The sequence below is a fragment of the Actinomadura sp. WMMA1423 genome, from assembly GCF_006547145.1.
Classification (GTDB): domain Bacteria; phylum Actinomycetota; class Actinomycetes; order Streptosporangiales; family Streptosporangiaceae; genus Spirillospora.
This window is the reverse complement of sequence record NZ_CP041244.1, coordinates 8,628,421-8,642,847: the sequence shown is the minus strand read 5'-3', so window position 1 is coordinate 8,642,847 and position 14,427 is coordinate 8,628,421. Positions and strand designations below refer to the sequence as shown.

The following is a 14,427-nucleotide window of genomic DNA, read 5'->3' as shown; positions in this document are numbered from 1 at the left end:
CCGAGAAAGGTTGATGATCATGGTGCGTACCCCTGCGGGGATGCGGCGGGCGGCGGTGGCCGCGGTGGCCGCGCTGTCGCTGGCGGGCCTCGCGGCCTGCTCCGGCGGCGACTCGGACTCGGCGGTGCCCGGCGCCGGCGGCGGCAAGGGTGACGACCTGGCGGCCTCGGCCCCGGTCGCCGCGAACCTGCCCGCCGGCTCCACCATGGAGAAGATCAAGCAGCGCGGCGAGCTGGTCGTGGGCGGCTCGCTGGACGCGCCGCTGCTGTCCCAGCAGAACCCGGCGACCAAGAAGGTCGAGGGGCTGGACGCCGACTTCGGCCGGCTGCTCGCCAAGTACATCATCGGCAAGCCCAACGTGAAGATCGTCAACTCGGCGTCGGAGACCCGCGAGGCGCTGCTGGCGAACGGCACCGTGGACGTGGTCTTCCAGACCTACAGCATCACTCCGGAACGCGCCGAGCAGGTCGCGTTCGCCGGGCCGTACTACAGCTCCGGTCTGGTCATCGCCACCAAGAAGGACGAGACCGGCATCAAGGTCCCGGCCGATCTGAAGGGCAAGACCGTCATCGCGGGCGCCAACACCCCGGCGATCCCCGCCATCAAGAAGGCCGCCCCGGGCGCGAAGATCGTCACGTTCGGCAGCGACCCCGAGTGCGTGCAGGCGCTCAAGCAGGGACGCGGCGACGCCTACGTCCAGGACGAGGCCGTGCTGCTCGCGACCGCCAAGCAGGACCCCTCCATCCAGATCCAGGGCAAGCCGTTCACCAGCGACCCGTACGGCATCGGCCTCAAGCACGGCGACGCGCAGATGAAGCAGTTCGTCAACGACTGGCTCAAGCAGATCCAGCAGTCGGGCCTGTGGGCGAAGGTCTGGAAGAACTCGATCGGGACGGTCGTGCAGGGCGAGGCCCCGCAGCCGCCCGCGATCGGCTCCGCGCCGGGCTCGGAGTGAGCGGAGGCCCCGCCCTGTCATGAACGTCATCACCGACCACCTCGGGGAGTTCGGCGACGGCCTCCTGCTCACCGTCGAGCTGACGCTGCTGGCCCTCGCCGGGGCCCTCGCGACCGGGACCGCGGTCGCCGCGATGCGGGTCAGCCCGGTGCGCGTGCTGCGCGCCGCCGGGATGGCCTACGTCGAGGTGCTGCAGAACATCCCGCTGCTGGTGTGGCTCGTCATCGCCGTGTTCGGGCTGCCCGAGATCGGGGTGATCGCCGGGCTGTTCACCACCTCGGTCGTCGTGATCGCCCTCTACCAGGGGGCGTACACGGCCGAGGTGATCCGCTCCGGGATCAACGCGGTGCCGGCGGGGCAGGGCGAGGCCGCCCGCGCGCTCGGGCTGACCTTCGTCCAGTCGCTGCGGCTGGTCGTCCTGCCGCAGGCGCTGCGGACGGTCGTCCAGCCGCTCGGCAACATCGCGATCATGACGCTGATGAACACGGCGCTGGCCGCCGCGGTCGGCGTGGTCGAGCTGACCGCCGCCGCGAACCGGGTCAACCTCGCCGAGGCGCGGCCGATCTGGATCTTCGTGACGGCGGGCCTGGCGTACATGGCGCTGTCGGCGGTCTTCGGCCTGGTGACCGGCGGCCTGGAACGGAAGCTGGCGGTCCTGCGATGAGCTCCTCGCGCCTGCTGTTCGACGAGCCGGGGCCGCGCGCCCGGCGCCGCGTCCGGATCGCCACCGCGCTGACGCTGCTCGCGGGCGCCGTCCTCGTGGCGCTCGCGCTGCGCCAGTTCGGCGAGAACGGCCAGCTCGCCGCCGACCGGTGGCGCCCCTACGGGACGTGGCCGATGTGGCGGTACCTGCTGGAGGGGCTGCGCTCCACGCTCTACGCCGCGGCCGTGTCGATCGCCCTCGCGATGGCGGCCGGCGTCGCGCTCGCGCTCGGGCGGCTGTCGCCGGCCCGGTGGCTGCGCGTCCCCTCGGCGGCCTACGTGGAGATCGTCCGGACGGTCCCGGCGTTGCTGCTGGTCTACGTCGTGCTGTTCGCGCTGCCGAAGTACGGCCTCGACCTCCCGCTGTTCTGGAAGCTCGTCGTCCCGCTGTCGGTGTCCAACGCCGCCGCGTTCGCCGAGATCTTCCGGGCCGGGATCCGGTCGGTGGAGCGCGGCCAGCTGGAGGCCGGGCTCGCGCTCGGCCTGACCCGGGGGCGGGCGATGCGTCTCGTCGTGCTGCCGCAGGCGGCGCGGCGCGTCCTGCCGTCGCTGGTCAGCCAGTCCGCCGGGCTGCTGAAGGACACCTCGCTCGGCTACGTCGTCAGCTACGCCGAACTGCTCTACAGCGGGAAGGTGCTGGCGAACTACAACCACCTGCTCATCCAGACCTACCTGGTGATCGCGCTGATCTACCTGGTGATCAACGCGTCGCTGGCCAAGCTCGCGCGGACGCTGGAGGCGCGGCAGCGGACCCGCCCGTCCCGCGCCGTCCGCGAGGCCGTCCCGGCGGCGCGACCGTGAGGACCGACATGTACGAAGTACTGGCCGAGGTCGTGCGCAACGGCTTCACCGAGAGCCGCCACTACGGCAGCGTCGCCGGGTTCGCCCCGGACGGCTCCCTCGCCCACACGCGGGGCGCCGCCCACGAGACGGTGCTGCCGCGCTCCACGACCAAGCCCTTCCAGGCCCTCGCCTGCCTCAAGGCGGGCGCGCCTCTGGATGGGGAGCGCCTGGCGATCGCGGCGGGCAGCCACACCGGCGAGGACTTCCACGTCAAGGCCGTCGAAAACATCCTGTCGGACGCGGAGCTCGGCGCGGACGCGCTCCAGTGCCCGCCGTCCTGGCCCGAGGACGAGGCGACCAAGGCAGCGCTGATCAGGGCGGGCGAGGGCGAGTCGCGGGTGCGGATGAACTGCTCCGGCAAGCACGCCGCCATGCTCGCCGCCTGCGCCGCGAACGGCTGGCCGCTGGACACCTACCTCGACCCGTCGCATCCCCTGCAGCGGCTCGTGCGGCAGGTGATGGCCGACTGCGCCGGGGAGGACCCCTCCCCAGTCGCGATCGACGGGTGCGGGGCACCGCTGTTCGGGCTCACCCTCGCCGGCCTGGCCCGCGCCGCGCGGTCGCTCGTCCTCGCGCCGGACGCCCGGCCCGTCGCGGACGCCATGCGCGCCCACCCCGAGTACGTCGGCGGGACCGGGCACGACAACACCGAGTTCATGCGGGCGCTGCCCGGCTCGGTCGCCAAGGGAGGCGCGGAGGGCGTGTTCGTCGCCGCCACCGCCGAGGGCCGCGCCGTCGCGGTGAAGGTCATCGACGGCAGCCCCCGCGCCACCACCGCCATCGCGCTGCGCGCGCTCGCCGCGCTCGGCGCCGACACCACCCCGGCCGGCCCGCTGGGCACCGTCCCCGTCCTCGGCGGCGGGCGCCCGGTGGGCGAGATCCGCACCACCCCGGAAGGACGTACGTGAGCCTCACCTACGAGATCTGCATCGACGGCGTCGCGGGCGCCGTCGCCGCCGAGAAGGCCGGCGCCCACCGCGTCGAGCTGTGCGCGGCGCTGTTCGACGGGGGGCTCACCCCGACGCTGGGCACGGTCCGCGCCGCGCTCGCGGCGGTGTCGTCGATCAGTTTGAACGTCATCATCCGCCCGCGCGGCGGCGACTTCATCTTCGACGAGCACGAGGTCGCGGCGATGGAGCACGACGTGGCGCTCGTCCGGGAGGCCGGCGCGCACGGCGTGGTGATCGGCGCCCTCACCCCGCAGGGGACGGTGGACCTTCCGGTCGCCGAGCGGCTCATCGCGGCGGCGGCCGGGCTGCCCGTCACCTTCCACCGGGCCTTCGACATGGCCGCCGACCCGTTCGGCACGCTCGACGTCCTCGCCGGCCTCGGTGTGGCCCGCGTCCTGACGTCCGGGCAGGACGTCAGCGCGCTGGAGGGCGCGCCGCTGATCGCCGAGCTGGTGCGGCACGCCGGCGACCGGATCATCGTGATGCCCGGCGGCGGCGTCACCGACCGGAACGTGGCGCGCGTCGTCGCGGCCACCGGCGCCCGCGAGGTCCACTTCGCCGCGCTCAGCGAGGAGCCGAGCCCGGCCGTGCACCGCAACCCGTACCCGTTCATGGGCGGGGAGCTGCGGCGGCCGGAGTACCAGCGGCTCGTCACGACCTCGGGCGGCATCGCCTCGGTGATCCGCGCCGCCGGCTAGTGCGCCGTCCGCCCCCGCGCGGGGAGCGTCAGGGTTTGCGGGCCACGGCGGCGTAACCGGCCACCTCGGCCGGCTCTCCCCAGGGAGTGTGCTCGGGACGCCACCGGGACATGGAGACGACCCCGGGGTCCAGGAGTTCGAGGCCGTCGAAGAAGCGGGTGACGGCCTCGCGCGTGCGCGGCACCATCGGGTTGGCCGACTTCTCGTTCCAGTCCTGCTGCGCCTCTGCCTGGGCGGTCTCCCCCGCGTCGAAGTCCAGGGTGGCGTGCGTCATCACCAGGTGGCTTCCGGACGGCACGGCGTCCAGCAGCACGTCGAGGACGCGCCGCGCCTCGCCGTCGTCGTGGACGAAGTGCATGATGCCCAGCAGCATGACCGCCACCGGCCTTCCGAAGTCGAGCGTCGCGGCGGCCTTCGCCACGATGTCTCCCGGTTCGCGCAGGTCGGCGTGGATGTAGTCGCAGGCGCCCTCGGGACTGCTGCTGAGCAGAGCCCGCGCGTGGGTCAGCACGAGGGGGTCGTTGTCCACGTAGACGATGCGCGCGTCCGGCGCCGCGCGCTGCGCGACCTCGTGGGTGTTGTCCATGGTCGGCAGGCCGGTGCCGATGTCGAGGAACTGGCGGACGCCGGCCTCGCCCACCAGGTGGCGGACGGACCTGCCGAGGAACGCGCGGTCGGCGAGGGCGATGTCGACGATCTGCGGGAACATGGCGCGGAACTGCTCGGCGGCCCGCTGGTCGACCTCGTAGTTGTCCTTCCCGCCGAGCAGGTAGTTCCAGACCCGCGCCGAATGCGGAACGGTCGTGTCGATCTCGGGCCCCTCGGCCACGGCGGCACCTCCAGGATCTTGGTCTCCGCCAAACCTAGCGCCGCGGCGAGCCGCCCGCCCGTCAGTGGCGCATCCCGGACGCGCGCACCGCGGCCGGGCGGTTCTTTGCTTGATCTTGTGGCTCCGGGGATGCCGGTGAGTTGCGGACGGGGCATGGATGTCTGCGACCGGTACCGGGACGGCGTGACGAGCGGGAGCGGAGCACATGCGGGTGAAGCTGGAGGCGGAGCTCGGCCGCGTCCCCATCCTCGGCGTGGAGCCGGTGGTGGGGTGCGGCCGGTGGCCGGCGAAGGCGGTGGTGGGTGAGACCGTCGAGGTGTCGGCGACGGTGTTCCGGGAGGGGCACGAGCGGCTGGGCGCGGCGGTGGTGCTGCGGACGCCGGAGGGTGAGGAGCTGGCGCCGCAGCGGATGGGCGAGGTCGGCGTAGGGCTGGACCGGTGGGCGGCGCAGGTGACGCCGACGCAGATGGGGACGTGGTCGTTCCGGGTGGAGGCCTGGGGCGATCCGATCGCGCACTGGCGGCACGACGCGGAGATCAAGGTTCCGCGGGGGCAGGACGTCGAGCTCATGCTCGCCGAGGGCGTGGCGCTGTTCACGCGGGCCGCACGCGAACTGCCGTCGAAGGACCGCCGTGTCCTGGCCCGTGTCATCCGTGGCCTGTCAGATGAGGACGCGGACACCCTGGAGCGGCTCTCCGCCACCAAGGACCCGGGCGTCCTGGAGGTCCTGGAGCGTTTTCCGTTGCGGGATCTGTTGACGGTGAGTGAGTGGTTCCCGCTGGTGGTGCACCGGCAGCGGGCCCTGTTCGGGTCCTGGTATGAGTTCTTCCCCCGCTCCGAGGGCGCCACGTTCGACCCCCTGGGACGCCGCGGGCCGATCTCGGGAACGTTCCGCACCGCGACCAAGCGGCTGCCCGCGATCGCCGACATGGGCTTCGACGTGGTCTACCTGCCGCCCATCCACCCCATCGGCACCGCGCACCGCAAAGGACCCAACAACACCCTGGACGCCGGCCCCTACGACCCCGGCTCCCCCTGGGCCATCGGCTCACCCGACGGCGGCCACGACGCCGTGCACCCCGACCTTGGCACCCTGGCCGACTTCGACGCCTTCGTCGAACACGCCGGCAACTGCGGCCTGGAAGTCGCCCTGGACCTGGCCCTGCAATGCTCCCCCGACCACCCCTGGGTCCGCGAGCACCCCCAATGGTTCACCACCCGCGCCGACGGCACCATCGCCTACGCCGAGAACCCGCCCAAGAAATACCAGGACATCTACCCCCTCAACTTCGACAACGACCCCGAAGGCCTCTACCACGCCGTCAAAGACCTCATCCACCACTGGATGAACCACGGCGTGCGGATCTTCCGCGTCGACAACCCCCACACCAAACCCGTCGCGTTCTGGGAACGGCTACTGGCCGACATCCACACCACCGACCCCGACGTGCTGTTCCTGGCCGAGGCCTTCACCCGCCCCGCCATGATGCACACCCTGGGCAAGATCGGGTTCCACCAGTCCTACACCTACTTCACCTGGCGCAACAACGCCGACGAACTCACCGAATACCTCACCGAACTCACCGGGCCCGCCGCCCACTACATGCGCCCCAACTTCTTCACCAACACCCCCGACATCCTCAACGAATACCTCCAGCACGGCGGCCGCGCCGCTTTTGAGATCCGCGCGATCCTCGCCGCGCTGCTCTCCCCCACCTGGGGCATCTACTCCGGCTACGAACTGTCCGAGAACACCCCCGTGCGCCCCGGCAGCGAGGAATACCGCGACTCCGAGAAATACCAGTACCGCCCCCGCGACTGGGAAGCCGCCGACCGCGCCGGCACCACCATCGCCCCCCTGATCACCACCCTCAACACCCTGCGCAACACCCACCCCGCCCTCCAGCAACTCCGCAACTTGCACTTCCACCACATCGACCAACCCGAACTGCTCGCCTTCTCCAAACGCCACCTCGACGACACCGTCCTCACCATCGTCAACCTCAACCCCCACCAACCCCGCGAAGCCACCGTCCACCTCGACCTCCCCGCCCTCGGCCTCCCCGACGACCCCGACCACCCCCACGCCGTCACAGACCAACTCGACGGCACCACCTACACCTGGCGGAAGTCCAACTACGTGCGGCTCGACCCGCGCACCAGGCCCGCACACGTCTTCACGTTCCAGGGGAACGGCGGACGTGTGCGGGCCGGTGGCGGGCAGGACGGCGCGGCTACGCGGACCCTGCTCCGGTGAGAAGGGTGTCCTCGATGGACCGGCAGCCGGTGAACACCGACGCGAGGCCCTCGCGGTCGATGACCTCGCGCAGCTTGGCCGGGACCGCAGGCAGCGCCAGGCAGCCGCCGTCGGCCGCGACGCGCCAGCGGATGCCGAGCAGGATCGGCAGCGGGTCGCAGCGGACGCCGAGCCGGTGGTGCATCCGCACCATCAGGTGCCGCATGTCCCCCTCGACCAGCGTGGTCAGCGTCTCCCCGAGCCGCGGGACGGTCACCTCGTCCAGCGTCCCGGACAGGTCCACGACGGTGTGGTCGCCGTCGCCGGCCTCCGAGGTGGTGATCATCAGCTCGGACGGGGCGGGCGGCGTCGGGGTGAGCCCGGCGTCCCCCGGGTGCAGTGCGCGGATCGCGTCGAGCACGTGCGTGGTGTCGACCTCCCCCGGCACCGGTTCGGGGACGGGCGCGTCCGTCGCCGACCCGACGTCGGCGAACACCGGGACGAGCCTGTCCAGCCCCGTGAGGTGCAGCGCCCGCCGGACGTGCGCGGACAGGGCGGGCACCACGGCCCGCAGCGGGCAGCCGAGCAGCTGCGCCCGGGTCTCGGCCCGCGCCAGCAGCACGAGCCCGGCCGCGTCCAGCAGGACCGCGTCACCGAAGTCGACGACGACCCCGCCGCGCCGCGTCCCGCCCGCGCAGGCGAGCGACAGCGCCCTGCTCACCTCCTCGCGGATCCCCGCGTAGTTCTGCCAGCTGATCTGCGTCGGCAGGCCGAGCACGATGAACCCCCGCCGGGTCCCGGAGCTCAGGCCGGGTACCGTCGTGTCCTTCATCGCCGGTCACATCCCGATCGGAGTTCGGGCCGCCGCGCGGGCGGGCCTCGGGGCGGCGGTGCGCCGGCCGGGCGGTCGGGACCCCTGCCGCTCGTCCGGATAGGGCGGGCGGCCGCCCCGCACGACGCCCGTGAGCCGGGACGCCGCGAGGCGCTCGATGGTCCGTTCCTCGGGCCGCAATCCCAGATGGGCGCAGCAGCACCACAGGTCGTCCACGCAGCGCCGCACGCGCTCCACCGGAATGTCGGCGAAACGGACGCGCAGCCGTGCCACGAGGTCATCCCGCGTCGGTACGACCGATGGCGACTTCTCCCAGCGCTCCACTGTCCCTCCGATCGCTTCTGGACGGAATGAATTCCGCCCGAACTGAGCAGAACCCGCCGATCTGACGGGTTCTGAGGTTGGAAATGACCTACCCGGGGGTTGCGACAGAAAAAGCCGTCAATCTAAAAACACGGGCACGACACAACCGCCGCGCGGCAAGGGTTCACGGCGCCTCGCGCCACCGGACGGGCCGCGAATCACCGTCTTTTTGCCCCGCTTTTCCGCGCGCTGCCCGGCCGCGACCGGGCGATGACCCTTCAGGCGTCCCGGCGCACGCCCCGGCGGGCCGCGAAATCGGGCGATCTCCCGCACCATGGGCGCCGCTCGCGCGGCGGAGCGGTGCCGCCGGGATCCGAAACCGGCCCGACGGTCACGGACCGTACTGAAGCTTTTACGGATGGTTGCCTGTCGCGCACACACCTGGACGTGGTGGAGGGAATTGCTGATCTAGACGTCTCCAACACACCCGGGGTGATCCATGGACGGCCAGCCGAAGAACCTCACCCGCAGCTCGCGCCAGGCCCCAGGGGGCGGCGAGGCCACCACGCCGGAGAGCGGCGCCGTCCAGAGGGAGTACCGGCCCGCGGCGGGGCCGGCCGCCGGTCCCGTCCCGGACCCCTTCGACGAGGACACCCCGCGCACGCCCGACTGGTTCAAGACGGCGGTGTTCTACGAGGTGTCGGTCCGGGGGTTCGCCGACTCGAACGACGACGGGTACGGGGATCTGCGCGGGCTGATCTCCAAGCTGGACCATCTGCAGTGGCTGGGCATCGACTGCCTGTGGCTGCTGCCCATCTACCAGTCACCGCTCAAAGACGGCGGCTACGACATCGCCGAGTACACGAAGATCCTGCCCGACTTCGGGGAGCTGGGCGATTTCGTGGAACTCATCGAACAAGCCCATGCGCGCGGCATCCGGGTGATCGCGGATCTGGTGATGAACCACACCTCCGACCAGCACCCCTGGTTCCAGGCGTCGCGGACCGACCCCCAAGGGCCGTTCGGGGACTTCTACATGTGGGCCGACGACGACACCGGCTACCCCGACGCCCGGATCATCTTCGTCGACACCGAGTCCTCCAACTGGACCTACGACCCCGTCCGCGGCCAGTACTACTGGCACCGCTTCTTCTCCCACCAGCCCGACCTCAACTACGACAACCCCGACGTCCAGGACGCCATGCTGGAGAACCTGCGGTTCTGGCTCGACCTGGGCATCGACGGATTCCGCCTGGACGCCGTCCCCTACCTGTACGCCCGCGAAGGCACCAACTGCGAGAACCTCCCCGAAACCCACGCCTACCTCAAACGGGTCCGCGCCGAGGTCGACCGCCTCTACCCCGACCGCGTCCTGCTCGCCGAGGCCAACCAATGGCCCGCCGACGTCGTGGAGTACTTCGGCGACCCCGCCGCCGGCGGCGACGAATGCCACATGGCCTTCCACTTCCCCGTCATGCCCCGCATCTTCATGGCCGTGCGCCGCGAGCAGCGCTACCCCATCTCCGAGATCATGGCCCAGACCCCCAAGATCCCCGACAACTGCCAATGGGGCATCTTCCTGCGCAACCACGACGAACTCACCCTGGAGATGGTCACCGACGAAGAACGCGACTACATGTACACCGAATACGCCAAAGACCCCCGCATGAAAGCCAACATCGGCATCCGCCGACGCCTGGCCCCCCTGCTCGACAACGACCGCAACCAACTCGAACTGTTCACCGCACTCCTGCTGTCCCTGCCAGGCTCCCCCGTCCTGTACTACGGCGACGAGATCGGCATGGGCGACAACATCTGGCTCGGCGACCGCGACGCCGTCCGCACCCCCATGCAATGGACCCCCGACCGCAACGCCGGCTTCTCCACCTGCGACCCCGCACGCCTGTACCTGCCGGTCATCATGGACCCCATCTACGGCTACCAGGCCGTCAACGTCGAAGCCCAGACCAACAACCCCGGATCCCTGCTCCACTGGACCCGCAAAATGATCGAGATCCGCCAGCGCCACCCCGTCTTCGGCGTCGGCTCCTACGTCGAACTGTCCGCCTCCAACCCCTCCGTCCTGGCCTTCACCCGCGAGATCACCGAGGAGGAGAGCCCGTGGGGGCAGATGGACACCGTCCTGTGCGTCGCCAACCTGTCCAGGTTCCCTCAGCCGGTCGAACTGGACCTGCGGCGCTTCGAGGGCTACTCCCCCGTCGAGTGCATGGGCGGCGTCCAGTTCCCCGCCATCGGCGAGCTCCCGTACCTGCTGACCCTGCCCGGCCACGGCTTCTACTGGTTCCAGCTGACACCCCCGGACGACGGCGATCCCGGGGCGGGTGCGGCGGCCGGGCCGGGCACGCGCGCGGGAAGGACCGTCTGACCGTGCTGCCTCCAGAACCCGTGCTGCCTCCAGAGCCCGACCTCGTCCGGGACCTCGCCGAGTGGCTGCCCAGGCAGCGCTGGTTCGGCGGCAAGGACGGCCCCATCCACGACCTCGCCATCGGCACCGCCACCGAACTCCACCCCGGCGACCCCGCCCTGCACCACCTCATCCTCGACGTCCACCGCGACGGCGCCACCGACCACTACCAGCTCCTCCTCGGCGCCCGCCGGGATCTGCCCGACCGGCTCCGGCACGTCGAGATCGGCGGGCGCTGCGGCGACCGGCCGGCGAGACCGCGCCTGTACGACGCCGCGCACGACCCGGACCTGACCCGCGTGCTGCTGGACGCCATGGAGCGCGGGGCGTCCGTCGGCCCGCTGCGCTTCCACCGCGCCGGAGGCGCCCGCATCCGCACGGACCTGGCGAGCCTGCCGATGACCGCCGAGCAGAGCAACACCTCGCTGCTGTTCGGGGACGAGTACATCTGCAAGCTGTTCCGCCGCCTGTCCCCCGGCGTCAACCTCGACCTGGAGGTCAACCTCGCGCTGACCCGCGGCGGCTGCGCGCGCGTCCCGGCCGTCCTCGGCTGGATCGAGCTGGACCGGGGGCCCGGCGGGGACGGGGAGCCGGTCACGCTCGCCCTCCTGTCGGACTACCTGCACACGGGCGTGGAGGGGTGGAGCCTCGCGATCGCCAGCGTGCGGGACTGGTTCGCGTACACGCCGCCGCCCGGCGGCGACGAGTGGGCGGAACTGGACGCGAGCGCCGCCGGCGGCGACTTCGCCGCCGAGGCCGAGCGGCTCGGCGCGGCCACCGCCGAGGTGCACCGGGCGCTCGCCGACGCGTTCGGCGTGACGGTCGTCCCGCCGGCGGATGTCCGCGCGATGGCCGCGCGGATGAACGCGGAGCTGACCGGCACCTGCCGCGCGGTGCCCGGCCTCGCGCCGCACGCCAAGGCGCTCACGGAGGCGTACCTCGACCTGGCCGCGCGCGCCGAGCCGCTGACCGTCCAGCGCGTGCACGGCGACTACCACCTCGGGCAGGTCCTGCGCACCGAGTCCGGGTGGACGGTCCTGGACTTCGAGGGCGAGCCGGCGCGGACGCAGAGCGAGCGCCGGGCCCTCGCGCACCCGCTGCGCGACGTCGCCGGGATGCTCCGCTCGTTCGAGTACGCCGCGCGGTTCCTCATCACGAGGCCCGGCACGGTGCCGAGCGAGTCGGGGCCGCGACCGGAGACCCGGGCGCACGCCTGGGCGGCGCGCAACCGCGCCGCGTTCTGCCGCGGCTACGCGGCCGGCGGTGGACCGGACCCGGCCGCCCACGCGGTGCTCATCCGCGCCTTCGAATTCGAGAAGGCCGTCTACGAGGTGCGCTACGAGGCGCGGAACAGGCCGGCCTGGCTCGCCGTCCCGCTGAAATCCCTGGCCCATCTGACCGCTTGATCAAAGACACCGAACCCCGCATCCAATTCCCCGCCATGATCATGCAAAATCGGCGGGGCCCGCACAATTCCGTGCCGATCAACGGGTACCCGATCCTTCGGCGGGATGATGATCTCCTGCCGGAAACCCGATTGGAAACGGAGAGCGGAACAATGTCCATCGCACGCAACTCGCACGAGGCCGAATGCGGAAGCGAATCGCTTGCGGGCCCTACGGGCCGCGACCGGGCGGCCGACCGAAAACGGAGAACGCTCCGGGCGGCCGTCACGACGACGGTGACGGGGCTCGCGCTGACGGTCCCGCTGGGCTCCACGGCCTTCGCCGCGCTCAATCCCACGGCGTTGAAGAGCCTGCACCTGGACACGGCCATGCTGGAGAAGGTCCAGGCGTACGACAAGTACCGGACGCGGGAGGCTTCCCAGCGCAAGCGTGCGAGGAAGGCGTTGCGGTTCGCCCGCCAGCAGATCGGCAAGCCGTACCGGTGGGGCGCGGCGGGGCCGTCCGGCTACGACTGCTCCGGCCTCATGATGGCCGCGTGGCGCAGGGCGGGCGTCAAGATCCCCCGCGTCACCTACGCCCAGTACCGCCAGGTCGACCGGAAGGTGGGGGTGGGGAGCCTCAAGCCCGGTGACCTCATCTTCTTCCACGGCCGCAGCCACGTCGGCATGTACGTCGGGCACGGCCGGTTCCTGCACGCGCCCAATTCCGGGAGCAGGGTCCGCATCGACAAGTTCGGCGCGGCGCGCAAGAAACAGTTCGCGGGCGCGGTACGGCCCGGCGCGCCTGCCTTCCGGGAGTGGTCGCCGTCCGTGCGGGAGCTCGTCGAGAAGATCGACCGGATGAGCGCGCAGAAGCGGGCCGACCAGCCCCCAGATAGCGAGCGGACCCCCCAGACTCCGCCACAACAGACACAATCCAAGAAAACCGACAATCCCCCAACAAAAACCCCCGGACACATCCCGGCGGGAAAGGCCGCGCCACCCGGCGGCCACTCCGTGAGACCGGACGATTCCGCGGCAAAGGCACCGCGAAGCGACGGAACACCGTCGGACCACTCAAAGCCTGAGCCCCGGCCGAGAGCCGCGGCGCACCCGAGAACCTTCTGGGACGACCCGGCCTTGCGGCCGTGGGCCGAGTACGTCCGTCCATAGCCCCTTCCGCCCGCCCCGGCGCCGTGCGCGGCGTGCGGCGCCGGGGGGCGCGTCGCACTTGACCTGGAGCGCGCTCCAGGTGTTCGACTGGACCGCCATGGAGTACACCCGACTCGGCCGCACCGGCCTGAAAGTCAGCCGCCTGGTGCTCGGCACGATGAACTTCGGCCCGTTCACCGAGGAGCCCGACGCCCACGCGATCATGGACGCGGCACTCGACGCGGGGATCAACTTCTTCGACACCGCGAACGTCTACGGGTGGGGCGCGGACAAGGGCCGCACCGAGGAGATCATCGGAGCCTGGTTCGCCAAGGGCGGCGGGCGCCGGGACAGGACCGTCCTCGCGACGAAGGTCTACGCCGACATGGCGCCGCCGGACTCGTCCTGGCCGAACCAGGGCGGCCTGTCGGCGCTGCACATCCGCCAGGCCGCCGAGGCGTCGCTGAGGCGCCTCGGCACCGACCGCATCGACCTGTACCAGTTCCACCACATCGACCGGTCGACGCCGTGGGAGGAGATCTGGCAGGCGATCGACGTCCTCGTCCAGCAGGGCAAGGTGCTCTACGCCGGATCGTCGAACTTCCCCGGCTGGGGCATCGCGCGGGCCAACGAGGCCGCCGCCCGCCGCGGCTCCCTCGGCCTGGTCAGCGAGCAGTGCCTGTACAACCTGGGCGAGCGGCGCGCCGAGATGGAGATCCTTCCGGCCGCGCAGGCCTACGGGCTCGGCGTGATCCCCTGGTCGCCGCTGTGGGGCGGGGTGCTGGGCGGCGCCCTGCGCAACGAGCGCGACGGGAGCGGCAACCGGTCCCGGTCGGGCCGCGCCGCGGAGATGCTGGCCGACCCGGCGGAGCGGGCGCGCCTCCAGGCCTACGAGGACCTGTGCGACGAGCACGGTCTCCAGCCGGGCGACGTCGCCCTCGCCTGGCTCCTCACCCGGCCCGGGGTGACCGGCCCGATCGTCGGGCCGCGCGTCCGCGAGCAGCTCGACTCCGCCCTCCGCGCCGCCGAGGTGGACCTGTCCGAGGAGTTCCTCACCGCCCTGGACGAGATCTTCCCCGGGCCGGGCCCGGCCCCCGAGGCGTTCGCCTGGTAGACCC

Annotated in this window: 13 protein-coding genes; 10 read left to right on the top strand and 3 right to left on the bottom strand. The window is 71.7% G+C overall.

Going from position 1 to position 14,427, the window contains the following annotated elements; all coding sequences use genetic code 11:
• Positions 1-19 precede the first annotated feature (19 nt).
• Genes FKD65_RS39800 through FKD65_RS39780 form a run of 5 tightly spaced genes read left to right on the top strand, consistent with a single transcriptional unit; the run spans position 20 to position 4,148 of the window.
• Positions 20-955 carry a glutamate ABC transporter substrate-binding protein gene (locus tag FKD65_RS39800; RefSeq protein ID WP_240809836.1) on the top strand — a complete coding sequence of 312 codons (936 nt, stop codon included), beginning with the start codon at positions 20-22 and terminating at the stop codon, positions 953-955.
• Between the two features lie 19 nt (positions 956-974).
• On the top strand, positions 975-1,619 hold the full coding sequence (locus FKD65_RS39795) for an amino acid ABC transporter permease (RefSeq protein WP_141584687.1): 645 nt from the start codon (positions 975-977) through the stop codon (positions 1,617-1,619).
• Positions 1,616-2,458 carry an amino acid ABC transporter permease gene (locus tag FKD65_RS39790; RefSeq protein ID WP_141584685.1) on the top strand — a complete coding sequence of 281 codons (843 nt, stop codon included), beginning with the start codon at positions 1,616-1,618 and terminating at the stop codon, positions 2,456-2,458. Before FKD65_RS39795 ends, FKD65_RS39790 begins: the two co-directional genes overlap by 4 nt.
• A gap of 8 nt (positions 2,459-2,466) precedes the next feature.
• On the top strand, positions 2,467-3,408 hold the full coding sequence (locus FKD65_RS39785; protein WP_141584683.1) for an asparaginase: 942 nt from the start codon (positions 2,467-2,469) through the stop codon (positions 3,406-3,408).
• Positions 3,405-4,148 carry a copper homeostasis protein CutC gene (locus tag FKD65_RS39780; protein WP_141584680.1) on the top strand — a complete coding sequence of 248 codons (744 nt, stop codon included), beginning with the start codon at positions 3,405-3,407 and terminating at the stop codon, positions 4,146-4,148. Before FKD65_RS39785 ends, FKD65_RS39780 begins: the two co-directional genes overlap by 4 nt.
• Before the next feature lie 28 nt (positions 4,149-4,176).
• On the opposite strand, the gene FKD65_RS39775 is transcribed toward FKD65_RS39780, so the two are convergent.
• Complete coding sequence (locus FKD65_RS39775; protein WP_240809835.1) at positions 4,177-4,977, bottom strand: SAM-dependent methyltransferase; 801 nt, start codon at positions 4,975-4,977, stop codon at positions 4,177-4,179.
• Positions 4,978-5,182: 205 nt separating this feature from the next.
• Between FKD65_RS39775 and FKD65_RS39770 the strand changes: the two genes are divergently transcribed.
• The gene (locus tag FKD65_RS39770; protein ID WP_141584676.1) at positions 5,183-7,234 is read left to right on the top strand and encodes an alpha-1,4-glucan--maltose-1-phosphate maltosyltransferase; all 2,052 of its coding nucleotides are present in this window, start codon (positions 5,183-5,185) and stop codon (positions 7,232-7,234) included.
• Here the strand turns inward: FKD65_RS39770 and FKD65_RS39765 are convergent.
• Both FKD65_RS39765 and FKD65_RS39760 read right to left on the bottom strand, forming a co-directional pair.
• Positions 7,212-8,045 (bottom strand): STAS domain-containing protein, encoded by an 834-nt coding sequence (locus FKD65_RS39765; RefSeq protein WP_141584674.1) that lies wholly within the window; start codon positions 8,043-8,045, stop codon positions 7,212-7,214. The genes FKD65_RS39770 and FKD65_RS39765 overlap by 23 nt on opposite strands.
• A gap of 6 nt (positions 8,046-8,051) precedes the next feature.
• The gene (locus FKD65_RS39760) at positions 8,052-8,318 is read right to left on the bottom strand and encodes a hypothetical protein (RefSeq protein WP_141584672.1); all 267 of its coding nucleotides are present in this window, start codon (positions 8,316-8,318) and stop codon (positions 8,052-8,054) included.
• Between the two features lie 529 nt (positions 8,319-8,847).
• Between FKD65_RS39760 and treS the strand changes: the two genes are divergently transcribed.
• Genes treS through FKD65_RS39740 form a run of 4 tightly spaced genes read left to right on the top strand, consistent with a single transcriptional unit; the run spans position 8,848 to position 14,423 of the window.
• Positions 8,848-10,734: a maltose alpha-D-glucosyltransferase gene (treS, locus tag FKD65_RS39755; RefSeq protein ID WP_141584670.1), complete on the top strand. Its 1,887-nt coding sequence runs from the start codon at positions 8,848-8,850 to the stop codon at positions 10,732-10,734.
• 2 nt (positions 10,735-10,736) lie between these two features.
• A complete protein-coding gene (locus FKD65_RS39750) occupies positions 10,737-12,179 on the top strand; it encodes an aminoglycoside phosphotransferase (protein WP_141584668.1) in 1,443 nt (480 codons plus the stop codon).
• Positions 12,176-13,330: a C40 family peptidase gene (locus tag FKD65_RS39745; RefSeq protein WP_141584665.1), complete on the top strand. Its 1,155-nt coding sequence runs from the start codon at positions 12,176-12,178 to the stop codon at positions 13,328-13,330. The genes FKD65_RS39750 and FKD65_RS39745 overlap by 4 nt, the downstream gene beginning before the upstream one ends.
• 58 nt (positions 13,331-13,388) lie before the next feature.
• Entirely contained in the window at positions 13,389-14,423 is a 1,035-nt protein-coding gene (locus FKD65_RS39740; RefSeq protein ID WP_368367181.1) for an aldo/keto reductase, read from the top strand.
• Positions 14,424-14,427 lie beyond the last annotated feature (4 nt).

Coding starts and splice junctions, on each gene's coding strand:
- FKD65_RS39800 (WP_240809836.1), top strand. CDS start 20: ATGGTGCGTACCCCTGCGGGGATGCGGCGGGCGGCGGTGGCCGCGGTG.
- FKD65_RS39795 (WP_141584687.1), top strand. CDS start 975: ATGAACGTCATCACCGACCACCTCGGGGAGTTCGGCGACGGCCTCCTG.
- FKD65_RS39765 (WP_141584674.1), bottom strand. CDS start 8,045: ATGAAGGACACGACGGTACCCGGCCTGAGCTCCGGGACCCGGCGGGGG.
- FKD65_RS39785 (WP_141584683.1), top strand. CDS start 2,467: ATGTACGAAGTACTGGCCGAGGTCGTGCGCAACGGCTTCACCGAGAGC.
- treS (WP_141584670.1), top strand. CDS start 8,848: ATGGACGGCCAGCCGAAGAACCTCACCCGCAGCTCGCGCCAGGCCCCA.
- FKD65_RS39770 (WP_141584676.1), top strand. CDS start 5,183: ATGCGGGTGAAGCTGGAGGCGGAGCTCGGCCGCGTCCCCATCCTCGGC.
- FKD65_RS39790 (WP_141584685.1), top strand. CDS start 1,616: ATGAGCTCCTCGCGCCTGCTGTTCGACGAGCCGGGGCCGCGCGCCCGG.